We start from the raw sequence: 16,826 nt of genomic DNA, 5'->3' as shown, positions 1-16,826 counted from the left end.
GATGCTCCCAGGGAGTTCGGCGGGCACCCTAGCAAGTTTTGCCGCACTGTCCTAGTTTCCCCGGCCTCGCCTGAGCGTCTCGCTCGGCAGCTCGCGGAACAGCTGGCGATAGCTTTCGGAAAACCGTCCCAAATGCCAGAACGACCAGCGCATGGCCACCTCGGCCACGGTCGCGTCGCCTGCCAGCAGGTCGCGCCGCGCGCCATTCAGCCGCCGCAGGCGCAACCAGTGCGCCGGCGGCAGGTTGGTGAAGCCTTTGAAGGCTTGCTGCAACTGACGCACGGAAACCCCGGCGACCTTGGCCAGCTCCACCAGGTTGAGGGTTTCGTCGGGGCAATCGGCGGCCCATTCGCTGACCCGGCGCATGATCGCCCGCTCCTCGTCGCGCCGGCCCAGCGCCTCGCCCTGCAGGCGCTGACCGGCGTTGTCGAGGATGAACAGGCAGTCTTCCAGCAATTGCTCGGCCAGCGCCCTGCCCTCCAGCGGGCAGTCGGCCTGGCCCAGGCGGGTCAAGGTGGCGCTCAGCCAGTTGCCGAACAGCGCATTCTGCTGGCAGGTCAGCGGCACCATGAACAGACCGCGCAGGCGCTCCAGGTCGAGGCCGTGGCTGGCCAGGAACGGCTGCTCGAACACCACCGCCACTTCCTGGTAGTTCTCCGGGGTGATCCAGATGTTGCGGCTGTCTTCGTTGAGCAGGTAGAGGCTGTTCTCGCTGCGGTCGAAGCAGAACGCCAGGGCGCCGCTGGGAGCGCGGAAGAACTGCTCGACCCGGGTGTTCAGGCGCTCCTCGTACACCTCGACGCCATCGAGCCCCAGCCAGCGCAGCTGGCCGTTGAAATGCCCGGGGGACATCTGCCGGTATTGCTGCTGCCAGCCCGGGGTGGCGCGGGTCTGTTCGGTCACGTCGGTGGTGCGGATGTCCTGGACCTGCAAGGCGGTTGGCGTTGTCACGCGCTGTCCTAGTTGCACTCTTTTGGTGCATTGATTGCCGAAGAAAGTGGATAGATCGCCCCGGGGGGCAGCGACCAAGATAGTCCTCAGCGTCACCTGTGGGAAGTGCCCTGCGGCGATGAACGCCTTGCGTCCCACCACAACTACCCAACCAAGAGGTTTGTATGAACGCCCCCTTCGATCAGCTGTCCACCTGGCTGAAAGAACACCGGATCACCGAAGTCGAATGCGTGATCAGCGACCTGACCGGCATCGCCCGCGGCAAGATCGCCCCGACCGCCAAGTTCCTCCACGAGCGCGGCATGCGCCTGCCCGAGAGCGTGCTGCTGCAGACCGTCACCGGCGACTACGTCGATGACGACATCTACTACAGCCTGCTCGACGCCGCCGACATCGACATGGTCTGCCGCCCCGACCCCACGGCGGTGTACCAGATCCCCTGGGCCATCGAACCGACCGCGATCGTCATCCACGACACCTTCGACAAGCAGGGCAACCCTATCGAGCTGTCGCCGCGCAACGTGCTGAAGAAGGTGCTCAAGCTGTATGCCGACAAGGGCTGGCAGCCGATCGTCGCGCCGGAGATGGAGTTCTACCTGACCCAGCGCTGCGAAGACCCGGACCTGCCGCTGCAGGTGCCGCTGGGCCGCTCGGGGCGCGCCGAAAGTGGCCGCCAGTCGTTCTCCATCGACGCCGCCAACGAATTCGACCCGCTGTTCGAGGACGTCTACGACTGGTGCGAAATCCAGGGCCTGGACCTGGACACGCTGATCCACGAAGACGGCCCGGCGCAGATGGAAATCAACTTCCGTCACGGCGACGCCCTGGACCTGGCCGACCAGATCACCGTGTTCAAGCGCACCCTGCGCGAGGCGGCGCTCAAGCACAACGTTACCGCCACCTTCATGGCCAAGCCGATCACCGACGAGCCGGGCAGCGCCATGCACCTGCACCAGAGCGTGGTCGACATCGCCACCGGCAAGCCGATCTTCGCCAATGACGACGGCAGCATGAGCGAGCTGTTCCTGCACCATATCGGTGGCCTGCAGAAGTACATCCCCAAGCTGCTGCCGATGTTCGCCCCGAACGTCAACTCGTTCCGCCGCTTCCTGCCCGACACCTCGGCGCCGGTGAACGTCGAGTGGGGCGAGGAGAACCGCACCGCCGGGCTGCGCGTGCCGACCTCCAGCCCCGAGGCGATGCGCGTGGAGAACCGCTTGCCGGGCGCCGACGCCAACCCCTACCTGGCCATCGCCGCGAGCCTGTTGTGCGGCTACATCGGCATGGTCGAAAAACTGGAGCCCAGTGCCCCGGTGCAGGGCCGCGCCTACGAGCGACGCAACCTGCGCCTGCCGATCACCATCGAGGACGCACTGCAGCACATGGAAGATAGCGAAAAGGTCCAGCAGTACCTGGGCCAGCAGTTCGTCCAGGGCTATGTCGCGGTCAAGCGTGCCGAGCATGAGAACTTCAAGCGGGTGATCAGCTCGTGGGAGCGGGAGTTCCTGCTGCTGAGCGTTTAAGCCCCCTCGGGGGCGCTTTGCGCCCCTTTCGCGGCACAAGGCCGCTCCTACAGGGGCTGCGCGCGTTCAGTAGGAGCGGCCTTGTGCCGCGAATGGGCTGCGCAGCAGCCCCTACACCACCGAATTCGAAGAACAAGACCAACGAGGTGTCGACCATGAGTCATCGCAAAGCCATGATCCCCGCAACCTTCGCCCTGCTGTTCGGCGCCGCCGTCCAGGCCCAGCCGACGGTCAGCGTGTACAACTGGACCGACTACATCGGTGACACCACCCTGGCCGATTTCCAGGCCAGCAGCGGGATCAAGGTGGTCTATGACGTGTTCGACTCCAACGAAACCCTGGAGGGCAAGCTGCTGGCCGGGCGCACCGGCTACGATGTGGTCGTGCCCTCCAACCATTTCCTCGCGCGCCAGGCCCAGGCCGGCGCGTTCCTGCCGCTGGACCGCAGCAAGCTGCCGAACTGGCGACACCTGGACCCACAGCTGCTCAAGCAGCTCGAGCAAAACGACCCGGGCAACCAGTACGCCGTGCCGTACCTTTGGGGCACCAACGGTATCGGCTACAACGTCGACAAGGTCAAGGCGGTGCTGGGCATCGACAAGATCGATTCCTGGGCGGTGCTGTTCGAAGCCGAGAACCTGAAGAAGCTCAAGCAGTGTGGCGTGGCGTTCATGGACTCGCCGGACGAGCTGTTCCCGGCCATGCTCAACTACCTGGGCATGAACCCGCGCAGCGAGAAGGCCGACGACTACCGCAAGGCCGAGGCCCGCCTGCTGGAGCTGCGCCCCTACATCACTTACTTCCACTCCTCCAAGTACGTCTCGGACCTGGCCAACGGCGATGTCTGCGTCGCCTTCGGCTATTCCGGCGACGTGCTGCAAGCCGCCCACCGCGCCGAAGAGGCCGGTAATGGCGTCAAGGTCGCCTACAGCATTCCCAAGGAAGGCAGCAACCTGTGGTTCGACCTGCTGGCCATCCCCAAGGATGCCAAGAACCCCGAGCAGGCCCTGGCCTTCATCAACTACCTGCTCGACCCCAAGGTAATCGCCAAGGTCAGCGCCACGGTCGGCTACGCCAACGCCAACCCGGACGCCAAGGCCGACATGGATCCGGCGCTGGTGAACAACCCCGAAATCTACCCGCCCCAGGAAGTGCTGGACAACCTGTATGTCTCGACCATGCAGAGCCCCGGGATCCTGCGGCAGATGACCCGCTCCTGGAGCAAGATCAAGTCCAACCGCTGAGCCGAGCCCACCCATGCCACAGATGAACGAACACACCGCCTCCTACTATGCCGCCTCGGCGCGCCAGGCGGCCACCTATCCGGTGCTCGACCAGGACCTGCAGGCTGATGTCTGCGTGGTCGGCGGCGGCCTGACCGGGGTCAATGCCGCCCTGGAACTGGCCGAGCGCGGCCTCTCGGTGATCCTGCTGGAAGCTCGCCGCATCGGCTGGGGCGCCAGCGGACGCAACGGCGGCCAGCTGATCCGCGGCATCGGCCACGACGTGTCCGGCTTTGCCCGCCATGTCGGCCAGGACGGCGTGCGCTACCTCAAGCAGGCCGGCATCGATTCGGTGGCCCTGGTGGCCAATCGCATCGAGCAATACGGCATCGAATGCGACCTGCGCTGGGGTTTCTGCGAGCTGGCCAACACTCCCGCCCAGTTCGCCGCCTTCGAAGACGAGCAGCGCGACCTGGCTGAACAGGGCTATCGCCACGAGACCCGTCTGGTCAACCCTGAACGCATGCGCGAGATCGTCGCCAGTGACCTGTACGCCGGCGGCCTGGTGGACATGGGATCGGGCCACCTGCACCCGCTCGACCTGGTCCAGGGTGAGGCGCGCGCCGCCCACGGCCTGGGTGTGCGGATCTTCGAGCACAGCCCGGTGCTGCGCATCGAGCATGGCAGCACGGTGACCCTGCACACCGCCCGGGGCAAGGTCCGCGCTCAAAGCCTGATCCTGGGCTGCAACGCCCATCTCGACGCGCTGGAACCACGCCTGTGCGGCAAGGTGCTGCCGGCTGGCAGCTATGTGGTGGCAACCGAGCCCTTGCCCGAGGCCCTGGCGCGCACGCTGATCCCGCAGAACATGGCGCTGTGCGACCAGAAGGTGGGGCTGGACTACTACCGCCTGACCGCCGACCGCCGCCTGCTGTTCGGCGGCGCCTGCCACTATTCCGGGCGCGACCCCAAGGACATCGGCGCCTACATGCGGCCCAAGGTGCTCAAGGTATTCCCGCAACTGGCCGAGGTACGCCTGGACTACCAGTGGGGCGGCATGATCGGCATCACCGCCAACCGTTTCCCCCAGGTCGGTCGGCTCGGCCAGCACCCCAACGTATTCTATGCCCAGGGTTACTCCGGGCATGGCCTGAACGTCACCCATTGGACCGCGAAGCTGCTCGCCGAGGCCATCGCCACCGAGCACAGCCACGGCTTCGATGTGTTCAGCGCGGTGCCGCACCTGACCTTCCCCGGCGGCAAGGCACTGCGCTCACCGCTGCTGGCGCTGGGCATGCTGTGGTACCGGTTGCGCGAGGCGCTGGGCTGACAACCCTGCTTCAGAGGATGGCCTGCAGCCCCTTGTCGGCGATGATGTTCAGTAGCTTCAAGGCAGGCCCGGCCGGGCGCGTTTCGCCCTGCTCCCACTTGCGCACCGTCGATGCACTGGTGTGCAGGTGGAGGGCGAACACCGGTTGGCTGAAATTCAGCGCTTCGCGCAGGTGGCGAATATCCTGGGCGCTGAACGCCCGCAACGGGGCTGGGCAGATGGCCTCGAAGTCACGCAACGTGACCTTGCCGACGGCACCTGCCTGCTCGAGGGCCGATAGGTCGGCACGCAGTGATTCAATGAGTTTGCTGGTCATAGTGGACCTCCAGAGTAAACGTACCCGTAAAGGGCATATCTTCACAGTGCCAGAGCTCCATCGATAGCCAGCGAATTCCGGCAACACAGTAGGAAACTGCAACCGTCGACACCGGACACTGGCCTTCGGCCAACCACCTGCTAGCGTTGTTCTGGCCACTTCCCTCATGGACCTCGTCATCATGAAGCACCTGCCTCGCACCACCCTGCTGTGCGCTGCTCTGCTGGCCCTGGTTGCCTGCTCCAGCAACCGTGTCGATCCCAAGGACTATTCCGGCTTTCTCAAGGACTACAGCCGCCTGAAACCGGCCGAGAGCGTCTCCGGCGCGCCGGTGATGCGCTGGATCGATCCGGATGTGAAGGCCAGCCAGTACACCAAGGTGTTCATCGAACCGAGCCAGTTCTATCCCAAGCCGCAACCGACCAACGTGATCTCGGCGCAGACCCTGCAGGAGATCACCCGCTACTTCAACGAAGCGATGCGCCGCGAACTGGGTAGCGTGCTCACCCTGGTCAAGGAGCCTGGCCCGAACACCATCGTGGTGCGCCCGGCGATCACCGCGGTGTCCACCAGCACCGAAGGCCTCAAACCCTACGAGGTGATCCCCATCGCCCTGGTGGCCGCGGCGGTCAACACGGCCGCGGGCGGTCGCGACCAGGCCGTGGACATTGCCGTGGAGGCTGCGTTCCTCGACGGCGGCAACCAGAACGTGCTGGCGCAGGTGGTACGCAAGGGCAGCGGCAAGGAGCTGGAGAACGACAGCACGCAACTGACCCTGAACGACGTCAAGCCGGTGCTCGATGGCTGGGCCAGCGACATGCGCCGCAGCTTCGTGGCATTGCAGCAGAAGTCGAAGTGAGGCAGTCCAGCCCGTAGGGCTTATCGCGGGGCCAGCCAGCCGCCACATCAAGGTGTGGGAGCGGGCTGGCCCCGCGATCATCGGTCAGGCCATGAAGCTATAGGCGATCGCCGACAGCGTGATCAAGCCGATCAAAACCACGAACACGTTCGACAGCTTGCCCGAGTACTGACGCAACGCCGGTACCTTCTGCACCGCATACATCGGCATCAGGAACAGCAGGCAGGCGATCACTGGCCCACCCAGGCTTTCGATCAGCCCGAGAATGCTCGGGTTGAGGGTCGCCACCGCCCAGCAGGTCACCAGCATGAACAACGCCGTGGCGCGCTCCAGGCGCTTGGCCGGCCAGGTCTTGCCGCGTCCGCGCAGGCTCTTGACGATCATGCCCTGGAAGCCTTCGCTGGCACCGATGTAGTGACCGAGGAACGACTTGGTGATCGCCACCAGCGCGATCAGCGGCGCTACAAAGGCAATCACCGGGGTCTGGAAGTGGTTGGCCAGGTACGACAGGATCGAGATGTTCTGCGCCTTGGCCGCGGCCAGGTCGGCCGGGCTCAGGGCCAGCACGCAGCTGAAGCAGAAGAACATCACCGTCAGCACCATCATCACATGGGCGGTGGCCAGGGTGCGGCCGCTCTTGCGGTCGGCATCATTGCCATAACGGTGCTTCTGGTCGACGGCGAACGCCGAGATGATCGGCGAGTGGTTGAACGAGAACACCATCACCGGGATCGCCAGCCACAGGGTCAGCAGCAGCTTCGAGGCGCTGATGCCTTCGTTGGCCTGGGCGAAGAACGCGCCGTTCCAGTTGGGAATCAGGCTCAAGGCCAGCAACAATAACGAGGCAACGAAGGGATAGACCAGCACGCTCATGGCCTTGACGATGATCTGCTGGCCGCAGCGCACCACGATCATCAGCCCGCAGATCAACAGCAGGGCCAGCAGCGCCCGCGGCGGCGCGCCGATGTGCAGCTGGTGCTCGAAGAAGCTGGTCAGGGTGTTGGTCAAGGCCACGCTGTAGACCAGCAGGATCGGGAAGATGGCGAAGAAGTACAGCAAGGTGATGAGCTTGCCGGCACCCACGCCGAAGTGCTCTTCCACCACCTCGGTGATGTCCTCGTTGCCGCCCTTGCGCCCGGACAGCACGAAGCGGGTCAACGCCCGGTGGGCGAAGAAGGTCATGGGGAACGCCAGCAGCGCCAGGATCAGCAGCGGCCAGAACCCGCCGACCCCGGCGTTGATCGGCAGGAACAAGGTGCCGGCGCCGATCGCCGTGCCATACAGGCCCAGGGCCCAGGTGGTGTCGTGGCGGTTCCAGGTGGTCGAGCCGCTGGTCGAAGCCAGGGCAGCCGAATCCGCACGAACGCTCGTGGTGCTTTGTACATCAGTCATGGGTATCGCCTTGTAGTTGTTTTTGTCGCAGGTACAGCGGGTGTTGCAGGTTCAATCAGGTTTGTCGGGCACTTCGTGGGAGCGGTGCACCGCCGCTTTCACGAAGTCAAAGACTGGATTTTCAGCACTCGACGAACGCGACAGCCAGGCCGCCGCGGGAGGTTTCCTTGTAGTTGGCGTGCATGTCCGCGCCGGTGTCGCGCATGGTGCGAATCACCCGGTCGAGGGAGATGAAGTGTTCGCCGTCGCCGCGCAGGGCCATCTGCACGGCGTTGATGGCCTTCACCGCGGCGATCGCGTTGCGCTCGATGCAGGGGATCTGCACCAGGCCGCCGACCGGGTCGCAGGTCAGCCCGAGGTTGTGCTCAAGGGCAATCTCGGCAGCGTTTTCCAGCTGCGGCGGCGTGGCGCCAAGCACTTCGGCAAGCCCCGCGGCGGCCATCGAGCAGGCCGAGCCCACCTCGCCCTGGCAGCCCACTTCGGCACCGGAGATCGAGGCGTTCTTCTTGCACAGGATGCCCACTGCTGCAGCGGCCAGGAGAAACGCCACCACGTCGTCGTCACAGGCACCGGGGTTGAACTTCATGTAGTAATGCAGCACCGCCGGGATGATCCCGGCCGCGCCGTTGGTAGGCGCTGTGACCATGCGCCCACCGGCGGCGTTCTCTTCGTTGACCGCCAGGGCGAACAGGTTGACCCACTCCATGGCGCTGAGGGTCGAACCGATCACGTTGGGCTTGCCGACCTCCTGCAGGCTGCGGTGCAGGCGCGCCGCCCGGCGCTTGACCTTGAGCCCGCCGGGCAGGATGCCTTCGTTGCGCAGACCGTTGTCGACGCACTCGCCCATCGCCGCCCAGATCTTCAGCAGGCCCTCGCGCACCTCGCTTTCCGGGCGCCAGGCGCACTCATTGGCCAGCATCAGCTGGCTGACGCTCAGATTATGGGCCTTGCACAAGGCCAACAGCTCGGCGCCGCTGGAGAACTCATAGGGCAAGGCGACCTCGCTGTCACTGCCTTGCGGCGCGTCGATCTCGCTTTGCTCGACAATGAAACCGCCGCCCACGGAGTAGTAGGTCTGGCTGAACTGGCAGCCCTGCCCGTCGAAGCTCTCCAGGGTCATCGCATTGGGGTGATAGGCCAGGCTCTCGTCGAGCAGGCGCATGTCACGGCTGTACTGGAACTCGATCGGCTGGCTGCCATCGAGCATCAGGCACTGCTCCTGCATCAGCTGGTCAATGCGTGGCTCGATGCTGTGCGGGTCGATGCGGTCAGGCCACTGCCCCATCAGACCCAACAGGCAGGCGCGGTCCGTGGCGTGACCGACACCGGTGGCCGACAGCGAGCCATACAGGCGCACCTCGACTCGCCGCACCTGGGCCAGCAGGCCGCGTTCACGCAGGGCCTGAGCGAAGGTCGCCGCGGCGCGCATGGGGCCGACGGTGTGGGAGCTGGACGGGCCGATGCCAATCTTGAAAAGGTCGAAAACACTGATAGCCATGCTAATGCCTGACCGTGACAACCCTTTACGATGTGCCACGGCTCTCTGGAAAATTTGAGCGGTATTGCCAAGTTGCGCGATACTGCCCCTCTCAGGCCAGCTTGACCAACGAAACTTCCTACATAAGCCTTTAGCAGGACTAAACGATGAAAGGCCCACTCAACGGCCAGGTGTTCGTCTGGCTGCACGTGTTCTCCTGTGCGGCGCGGCACCTGTCGTTCACCCGCTGCGCCGAGGAGCTGCACATCACCCCCGGCGCGGTCAGCCAGCAGATGCGTCAGCTCGAGGAGCGCCTGGGCTTTCGCCTGTTCCTGCGCCGCGCCCGCGGCGTCGAGCTGTCCGCCGAAGGCCAGCGCCTGGCGCAGACCGTGGCCGAAGCCTACGGCGGCATCGAGGCCGAGCTGCTGCGCCTGGATGCCGGCGAAATCCGTGGCACCCTGCGCCTGCGCTCGATCCCCTCGTTCCTGGCCAAGTGGCTGACACCGCGCCTGCCGCGCTTTCAGCAGCGCTACCCGGACATCGAGCTGCGCCTGGTGGCCGAGGACAGCAACCAGGCGTTGCACCCGGAAGACTTCGACCTGGCCATCGACCTCAACGACGGCAGCTACCCGGGCATGCTCTCCACCCCGCTGCTCGACGAGCAGATCTTTCCGGTCTGCTCGCCGGCCCTGCTGCGCGGTCGTCCGCCGCTGCACGGCCCGGCGGACCTGGCCCACTACCCGCTGCTGCACGACATCACCGCCTGGCGCGGCAGCTCGGAATACGCCGAATGGGAGTTCTACCTTGACGGTATCGGCGCCGGCGGGCTGGATGTGCGCCGCGGGCATACCTTCAACCGCAACCACCTGACCATCGAGGCCGCCATCGCCGGGGTCGGCGTGGCCATCGCCCGGCGCACCCTGCTCAACGACGAGCTGGAACGCGGCGCGCTGATCGTGCCGTTCGGGGTGCCGATCGCCAACCACAAGCGTTATGTGCTGCTGTATCCGCCGGGCGGGCTGAGCCAGCCGGGAGCGCGTGCAGTGCATGACTGGCTGGTTGAAGAGGCCCTGAGTTTCCGCGCCTTGCATCCGCTGAAGCTGCCCGCCAGCTGAAAGCATCCGGACAGAACCGCCTCTTCAATCGGCAAACGCCCGCACCAGATGCTCGATCACTGCCCGCACCCGCGCCGTGTGGCGCAGGTCACGATGGGTGACCATCCATACCTCGTAGGGCTGGCTGCGCGCGCGCTGCGGCCAGACCCGCAGCAGGCCGTCGCGCTGCCCCAGCTCCACGGGAATCTCGCCCAGGCCCAACCCTTCGGCGATGCCCCGACGCAGCATCATGCTGGCATTGGCCGCCATCACCACGCGGCCCTCGCCCATGGGCACGTCCACCAGGGTCGATACCCCGCGATCACGCCAGTACGGCTCGTACACCACCAGGTCGTGACCGGCGAAACTGCCCTCCTGCGGCATGCCGCGACGCGCCAGATAGTCCGCCGAGGCGAACAGCCCCATCTGCCAGCTGGCCAGCTTGCGCAGCACCAGGTCGGGGTTGTCCGGGCGCTGGTTGCGGATGGCGATGTCGGTTTCGCGTTGCGACAGGTTGACGATCTCCGAGCTGCCGCTGAGCACGATGCGCACCTCGGGGTGGTCGTCGTGCAACCGGCGCAGCGCCGGGATGACAAACTCCAGCGCCAGGGAATCGGTGGTGGCGATACGCACCTCGCCGGCCTGTTCGTTATCGCTGCCCCGGGTGCGGCGGGCCAGTTCCATGGCGGCCTGCTCCATCTTCTGCGCCATTTCCACGGCCACTTCGCCGGTGGCGGTGAGCTGGTAGCCGGCGGGTGTGCGCAGGAACAGGGTCGCGCCAAGGTCCGCCTCCAGCGCCGCCACCCGCCGACCCACGGTGGCCTGGTCGACGCGCAGTACCCGGGCGGCGCGGCGCAGGGTCAGTTCGCGGCTCAAGGCCAGCAGCATGCGGGCGTCATCCCAGTTCATTGGTTCACTCCATTACTTGTCGGCCCGCAGGCATCGCGGCACCTGAAGAAAATCTGCAAAGGTGCTTCGCAAAATCGCCGCGCGACCGCGCAGCGTGGGTTTCATACCCTGTGACGCACCGGGCCAAAGCGGCCTTTCCTCAGAATGACAGAGGTCTTCATGCGTCACATCCCCACTCACATGACCGCCATCGATATTACCCAACCTGGGGGCCCCGAGGTCCTGCAGGCCGCCACCCATGCCACGCCTCGACCGGGCCCCCGGGAGGTGCTGATCCAGGTCCATGCCGCCGGCGTCAACGGCCCCGACCTGCTGCAGCGCAAGGGCCTGTACGACCCGCCCGCCGGCGCGCCGGACATTCCGGGGCTGGAGATCGCCGGCATGGTCGTGGCCATCGGCGAGCAGGTCCGCCACTTTGCAGTGGGCGACGCGGTGATCGCCCTGGTCCAGGGCGGCGGCTATGCCGAGTACGCCGTGGCCGACGAACGCACCACCGCGCACCTGCCGGAAAACCTGTCGATGGTCGAGGGTGCGGCCTTGCCGGAAACCTTCATGACCGTCTGGGTCAACCTGTTCCAGCGCGGCGGCTTCAAGGCCGGTGAAAGCGTGCTGATCCACGGCGGCGCGTCCGGCATCGGCACCACCGCCACGCAGCTGGCCCGGGCCCTGGGCGCGGCGAAGATCCTCACCACGGTCAACGGCGTCGGGCAACAGGCCGCCAGCCTCGAACTGGGCGCCGACGTGGCCATCGACTACACCCGCGAGGACTTCGTCGAACAGGTCATTTTGCACACCGAGGGCAAGGGCGTGGACGTGATCGTCGACATCATCGCCGGCGACTATGTGGCCCGCAATTTCAAGGCCGCGGCCATGGATGGGCGCATCGTGCAGATCGGCGTGGTCAAGGGCCCGGCCACCGAGGTCGACCTGTTCCCCCTGCTGACCAAGCGCCTGACCCATATCGGCTCGACGCTGCGCGCGCGCAGCGCCGACGACAAGGCGGCGATTCTCGCGGAGCTGCAGGCGAAGGCCTGGCCCCATGTGCGCAGCGGCGCGGTCAAGCCGCTGATCCACGCGACCTTTCCACTGGCGGCAGCCAGCCAGGCCCATGCCCTGATGGAGTCTGGCCGGCATATCGGCAACGTGGTGTTGCAGGTTGCGCACAACGGCTGAGTCAGTCCAGCGCGCCGCTGCCCAGGGCGAGCCTGATCGCCTGGGCGGTGGTGCTCACCCCCAGGCGACGGCGAGCGGCGCGAAGATGGTTTTCCACAGTGCGCACCGACAGGCCCAGGGTGGCGGCGATATCCGCCTGGCGCTGCCCGGCGGCGGTCCAGGCCAGCACCTGGCGCTCACGAGCCGACAGCTGACCCTCGCCGGGCGGGGCCTCCAGCAGCCGCCGGGCGCCGAGGAACGCCGCGTTGGCCAGCAGGCTCAGGGCCAGGCGCGCCGGCACCGAAGCGTCGATGCGCCCCCCGCCCAGGCTCATCGCCCCCTCCAGGCCTGCCGGGCCGAACACCGGCACCTGCAGGCCATGGATACCCGGCCCGCTGGGCAACCGCACCACCCGATAGCGTTCACCTTCGTCACTCGGCTGCTTGCTCCAGAAGAACGCTTCACGGGCGGCCAGCAGATGGCGAGTCACCGGGCAATGGCGCACATAGGTCTGGGCATCGACCGCCTGGCCGTCACCGAACCAGTCCCCTTCCACCCAGTGGATGCGCTCGACCACTTCGTCCCGCGCGGCGCTGGCGCTGAACAGCACGAAACGGTCATAACCCAGCGGCCGGGCGACGTTGCGCACGGCTGCCTGGATCGTCGCCAGGGCGGTCGCCTGCTCGATCTGTCGGACCGCCTGGACCACCTCGTCGAACGGCATGCCACTCACTCGCCGTTGGCCGCCTTGAGCAAGGCCGCGGCAGCCAGCTTGCCCAAGGCGTTGCCGGCCAACGGGCTGTCACCGGTGAGCAGCCGGCGGTCCTGGTGGACGGCGCCGGAGATGCCGTCGTTGACGATCTCGACGCCCTGGGCCTGCAAGCGCTCACCGAACTTCCAGGTCAGGTGACCGGGCATGTAGCCGATGTCCGGGGTCTTGGCATCCAGCTCATCGGGGAAGGCGCAGATCTTGTAGCCATCGAACAGTTTGCCGCCAGCCAGCAGCGCCGCCGGCCCGTGGCACAGGGTGATGACGAACTTGTCGTGATCCGCCGCCCATTTCAGCACCTGGGCAACTTTTTCGCTTTCCGGCAGGCCGATCAACGCGCCGTGACCACCGGGAATGAACACGCCGATGTAGTCCGAGTCGTCCCCCAGGGCACTGTCGATCACCTCGGCGAGCTTGCGCGGCTGCTTGAACGCTGGCTTGTAGCGCTCGAACAGGCCGAGCACCTGCTGGTCCTCGCGCGGCATGGCCCAGTATTCGAACTTGACCGGGTTGCCCGACAAGGTCGCGACGTCGAAGGCGAAGCCCGCCTTGTCCAGGTGGTACATGGGCAGCAGAGTTTCCACGGGATGGTTGCCGGTGGAGAACAGCGTGCCGTTGTCGGTGAGCAGGTAGCGCTCGTCGGCGCCGATCAGGAGGATTTTCCAGCGTCCGCCCTTGTAGGCGTCGGGGTAATCGGCGCCGCTGAGGTCGGACTTGGGTGAGGTGAACTGGCTGAGGGAATACGGCGAGGGGAAGAAGGCATTGTCCTCGGCCGGATCGGGGGTCGGGCGTTTGTCGTCGTTGTTGCTGGTCATGGCTGTGCTCCTGTGCCTGGGGGTTTACCGGATCCATGCTAGGAGGCCACCGGATGAGCGGCAATGAGGGTTTTCCCTCAATGGCTGCCTGTGGCATCGGTACATCAGACCGCGCGGTCCCTGTGTAGGAGCGGCCTTGTGCCGCGAAAGGGGCGCGCAGCGGCCCCAGTTTCCGAGTCACCGTCAATATCGCTGGGGCTGCTACCGCAGCCCTTTCGCGGCACAAGGCCGCTCCTACACAGCGACCGCAAAATGGCCCGGGACAGTCTAGTCGAGCGCAGACGGCGTATCGACGTCGCGCACGACCCCGCCATCGTCCAGGTCCAGAACAACAACGCGATCGGCATGCCGTCGCAACACGGCGCGCGCCCCTTCATCACCGGATAACCCGCCGAGCTCGGCCCAGAACTCCCGCCCAAACAGCACCGGATGCCCATTCTGAGCCTGATGACGCGGCACCACGATGACCGAAGGGCCAGCAGTTGCGATCAGACGCTGGAAAGTCGCGGGCAGGATCCACGGCATGTCTCCCAACAGGATGGCGACCGCCTGTGCCTCGCTGTCCCCCAGCGATGCGGCGCCCGCCGCCAGGCTATTGCCCATGCCCAGCCCGGCATCGAGACTATGGACAACCCGACAGTCTGGCGGTAACCCCAGATCCTCGCCCCGCTCGCCAGCGCGCAGCACTACGCGCACCTCGTCGAACGCCGCCAGGGCGCGCTCGACGCTGTGCTGCAACAGACTGCGACCATCACCCAGCACGGCCCGACGCTTGTCCGCGCCAAAGCGCGAACCCTGGCCGGCCGCCAACACCAGCGCGACGACGCTCACAAGGCCTCGCGGGCGATGCCGCTACGAGTGCGCAAGATATCGGCAAGCACCGCCAGGGCGATCTCCGCCGGCGTCTTGCTGCCCAGGTTGAGGCCGATGGGCGCATGGATGCGCGCCATCTCGGCATCGCCGAGCCCGCCGATACGGCGCAGGCGTTCACGGCGTTTTTCCGAGGTGGCCCGCGAGCCCATCACGCCAATGTAGAACGCTTCGGTGTGTACCGCTTCGAGCATGGCCAGGTCGTCGATCTTCGGGTCGTGGGTGAGCGCCACCACCGCCGTGTCGCGGTGGCAACCACCGTTGGCGATGAACAGCGAGGGCAGTTCCCGACGGATTTCTATCCCGTCGAGCACCACGTTGTCCATCACCTCGTCACGAGGGTCGCACAGCACCACCTCGAAGCCCAGGCCCTTGCCGAACTCGGCGCAGAAGTGCGCGACACTGGAGTAGCCGGCCAGCAACAGGCGTTGGGCGGCGCCGACGCGCAAGCGCACGCGATGCTCGCCCTGCTCCACCCGTGGTCCCTGGCTGTGGTCGTCCTGCACGCGGCGTTCGCCCGTACGCAGGTCGACCTCGCGCACAAGCCGACGGCGGCCCAGCAAGGCCGCCTCCAGCTCACTCAGGTGCGCCTGGGTCGCGCAGTCGCCCGGCAGGTTCTCCACCAGCACATCGAGGATGCCGCCGCAGGGCAGGCGGATGTTGCCGCGGGTGTCGCTGCCGTCGCCGTAGCGCACCACGGTGACGCCGCCGGCGAACTCGCCGGCGGCGACGCGTTCGAGGAAGTCCTCCTCGACGCAGCCGCCGGACAGCGAGCCGACCCAGTGCCCCTGCTCGTTGACCGCCAGCAGCGAGCCCGGCGCGCGCGGCGCCGAGCCATAGGTGCAGAGCACCGTGCACAGCCACACGCGCAGGCCATCACGCGACCACTGCGCCGCCTGGCGTACCACCTGCAGGTCGAGATGCTGCACAGGTCAGTCCGCCTTCAGCTGGGCCAGCTGCTGGGTGGTCAGGTCGCCCGGCAGGCCGCCCCAGGCTTCGCGCAGGTAGTTGACCATGTCGGTCAGCTGCCCGTCATCAAGCTTGTCGGCGAAGCCCGGCATCGGCTGCATGCGCTCGAAGCCAGTGAACTGCTGCTCGCGGATGCCGTCGACGATGGCCTTGACCAGGTTGCGCGAGTCGGCCTGGCGCAGCACGGTGTTGCCGCGCATGGCCACGGCGATGTGCGGCTTGCCCTCGCCCTCGACACCGTGACAACCGGCGCAGACGTTGAGGTACTGCTGGCGGCCGCGCTTGGCGCTCTCGCCCATGGTTTCATGGGCGACTGCCTGCACCACCTTGGCCGCCGGCGGCTGGTCACCGAGCAGGTAGGTGGCCATGGCCGCCAGGTCGCTGTCTTCAAGGTGCTGGGTGCTGTGGTGCACCACCGGGTACATCTCGTTGAACATGCTGCCCTGGGCGCTGACACCGTGCTTGAGGAAGGTCGCCAGATCCGCATGGTTCCAGCCGCGGTCGGCCAGGTCCTGGGCCAGCAGGCTCGGCGCCAGGTAGCCCAGCAGCAGGCCGCCGGTCAGGCGCTTGTCCTGCTGCAGCGCGCCAATCGGGTTGCGCGGGGTGTGGCACTCGCCGCAGTGGCCGAGCACCTCGACCATGTACTGGCCACGCTTCCACGCCTCGCTGTTGCCCTTGCCCTCCTCCAGCTGCACGCTCTTGCCATACAACAGGTTCCAGCCGATCAGGCCGGTGCGCACATTGAACGGGAAGCTCAGGCTGGTTTCCGGGGCCGGACGGTTGATCGGCGCCACGCTCATCAGGTAGGCATGGATCGCGTCGGAATCCTCCCGCTTGACCAGGTGGTACGAGGTGTACGGCATGGCCGGGTACAGGTTGGCACCGTCCTTGCGCTTGCCCTCGGTGAGGGCGGCGAAGAACTCGTCGCTGCTGTAGTTGCCGATACCGTACTGCTTGTCCGGGGTGATGTTGGTGCCGTAGATGGTGCCGAACGGCGAATGAATCGGCAGGCCGCCGGCATAGGGCGCGCCGCCTTCGGCGGTGTGGCAGGCCATGCAGTCGGCGGCGCGGGCGAGGTATTCGCCGCGCTTGATCAAGCCCTCGTCCGCCGCCTGGGCGTTGAAGGTCACCAGTGCGCCGATGGCCAGGGCCAGGCTGTTCAGAACACGCGTCATGC

At 66.4% G+C, this 16,826-nt stretch carries 16 protein-coding genes; 6 read left to right on the top strand and 10 right to left on the bottom strand.

Annotated elements, in window-relative coordinates; translation table 11 throughout:
• Positions 1–51: 51 nt before the first annotated feature.
• Positions 52–951, bottom strand: coding sequence for a helix-turn-helix domain-containing protein (locus tag K2O50_RS11585; protein WP_050705595.1), 900 nt, complete (start codon positions 949–951; stop codon positions 52–54).
• Positions 952–1,115: 164 nt separating this feature from the next.
• Between K2O50_RS11585 and K2O50_RS11580 the strand changes: the two genes are divergently transcribed.
• The 3 genes from K2O50_RS11580 to K2O50_RS11570 all read left to right on the top strand — a co-directional run bounded on the left by K2O50_RS11580 (position 1,116) and on the right by K2O50_RS11570 (position 5,027).
• Complete coding sequence (locus K2O50_RS11580; protein ID WP_050705594.1) at positions 1,116–2,474, top strand: glutamine synthetase family protein; 1,359 nt, start codon at positions 1,116–1,118, stop codon at positions 2,472–2,474.
• 155 nt (positions 2,475–2,629) lie between these two features.
• Entirely contained in the window at positions 2,630–3,718 is a 1,089-nt protein-coding gene (locus K2O50_RS11575; RefSeq protein WP_050705593.1) for a polyamine ABC transporter substrate-binding protein, read from the top strand.
• 13 nt (positions 3,719–3,731) lie between these two features.
• Positions 3,732–5,027 carry an FAD-binding oxidoreductase gene (locus K2O50_RS11570; protein ID WP_050705592.1) on the top strand — a complete coding sequence of 432 codons (1,296 nt, stop codon included), beginning with the start codon at positions 3,732–3,734 and terminating at the stop codon, positions 5,025–5,027.
• 10 nt (positions 5,028–5,037) lie between these two features.
• Here the strand turns inward: K2O50_RS11570 and K2O50_RS11565 are convergent, their stop codons facing one another.
• The gene (locus tag K2O50_RS11565; RefSeq protein ID WP_050705591.1) at positions 5,038–5,343 is read right to left on the bottom strand and encodes a DNA-binding transcriptional regulator; all 306 of its coding nucleotides are present in this window, start codon (positions 5,341–5,343) and stop codon (positions 5,038–5,040) included.
• Positions 5,344–5,524: 181 nt separating this feature from the next.
• Between K2O50_RS11565 and K2O50_RS11560 the strand changes: the two genes are divergently transcribed.
• Complete coding sequence (locus K2O50_RS11560) at positions 5,525–6,202, top strand: DUF3313 domain-containing protein (RefSeq protein WP_050705590.1); 678 nt, start codon at positions 5,525–5,527, stop codon at positions 6,200–6,202.
• 84 nt (positions 6,203–6,286) lie between these two features.
• On the opposite strand, the gene K2O50_RS11555 is transcribed toward K2O50_RS11560, so the two are convergent.
• Positions 6,287–7,594, bottom strand: a complete 1,308-nt coding sequence (locus K2O50_RS11555; protein WP_050705589.1) for a serine/threonine transporter — start codon at positions 7,592–7,594, stop codon at positions 6,287–6,289.
• 121 nt (positions 7,595–7,715) lie between these two features.
• Complete coding sequence (locus K2O50_RS11550; RefSeq protein WP_050705588.1) at positions 7,716–9,092, bottom strand: L-serine ammonia-lyase; 1,377 nt, start codon at positions 9,090–9,092, stop codon at positions 7,716–7,718.
• Positions 9,093–9,238: 146 nt separating this feature from the next.
• Between K2O50_RS11550 and K2O50_RS11545 the strand changes: the two genes are divergently transcribed.
• Entirely contained in the window at positions 9,239–10,186 is a 948-nt protein-coding gene (locus K2O50_RS11545) for a LysR substrate-binding domain-containing protein (RefSeq protein WP_050705587.1), read from the top strand.
• Positions 10,187–10,210: 24 nt separating this feature from the next.
• On the opposite strand, the gene K2O50_RS11540 is transcribed toward K2O50_RS11545, so the two are convergent.
• Entirely contained in the window at positions 10,211–11,074 is an 864-nt protein-coding gene (locus K2O50_RS11540; RefSeq protein WP_050705586.1) for a LysR family transcriptional regulator, read from the bottom strand.
• A 180-nt stretch (positions 11,075–11,254) separates the two neighbouring features.
• Here K2O50_RS11540 and K2O50_RS11535 point away from each other — a divergent pair, with 180 nt between their 5' ends.
• Positions 11,255–12,247 carry an NAD(P)H-quinone oxidoreductase gene (locus K2O50_RS11535; RefSeq protein ID WP_050705585.1) on the top strand — a complete coding sequence of 331 codons (993 nt, stop codon included), beginning with the start codon at positions 11,255–11,257 and terminating at the stop codon, positions 12,245–12,247.
• Between the two features lies 1 nt (position 12,248).
• On the opposite strand, the gene K2O50_RS11530 is transcribed toward K2O50_RS11535, so the two are convergent.
• The 5 genes from K2O50_RS11530 to K2O50_RS11510 form a co-directional block, all read right to left on the bottom strand.
• Complete coding sequence (locus K2O50_RS11530; protein ID WP_050705584.1) at positions 12,249–12,950, bottom strand: PA1136 family autoinducer-binding transcriptional regulator; 702 nt, start codon at positions 12,948–12,950, stop codon at positions 12,249–12,251.
• Between the two features lie 5 nt (positions 12,951–12,955).
• Positions 12,956–13,810 carry a glyoxalase III HchA gene (gene hchA / locus K2O50_RS11525; protein ID WP_050705583.1) on the bottom strand — a complete coding sequence of 285 codons (855 nt, stop codon included), beginning with the start codon at positions 13,808–13,810 and terminating at the stop codon, positions 12,956–12,958.
• 267 nt (positions 13,811–14,077) lie between these two features.
• Positions 14,078–14,641 (bottom strand): NTP transferase domain-containing protein, encoded by a 564-nt coding sequence (locus K2O50_RS11520; RefSeq protein WP_050705582.1) that lies wholly within the window; start codon positions 14,639–14,641, stop codon positions 14,078–14,080.
• On the bottom strand, positions 14,638–15,609 hold the full coding sequence (locus tag K2O50_RS11515) for an XdhC family protein (protein WP_050705581.1): 972 nt from the start codon (positions 15,607–15,609) through the stop codon (positions 14,638–14,640). The genes K2O50_RS11520 and K2O50_RS11515 overlap by 4 nt, the downstream gene beginning before the upstream one ends.
• A 3-nt stretch (positions 15,610–15,612) precedes the next feature.
• Complete coding sequence (locus K2O50_RS11510; protein WP_050705580.1) at positions 15,613–16,824, bottom strand: cytochrome c; 1,212 nt, start codon at positions 16,822–16,824, stop codon at positions 15,613–15,615.
• Between the last annotated feature and the right edge of the window lie 2 nt (positions 16,825–16,826).

It is taken from the genome of Pseudomonas sp. 2hn, from assembly GCF_019646095.1.
Taxonomy (GTDB): domain Bacteria; phylum Pseudomonadota; class Gammaproteobacteria; order Pseudomonadales; family Pseudomonadaceae; genus Aquipseudomonas; species Aquipseudomonas peradeniyensis.
The sequence above is the reverse complement of the archived record's forward strand: the minus strand, read 5'-3'. Positions and strand labels throughout refer to the sequence as shown.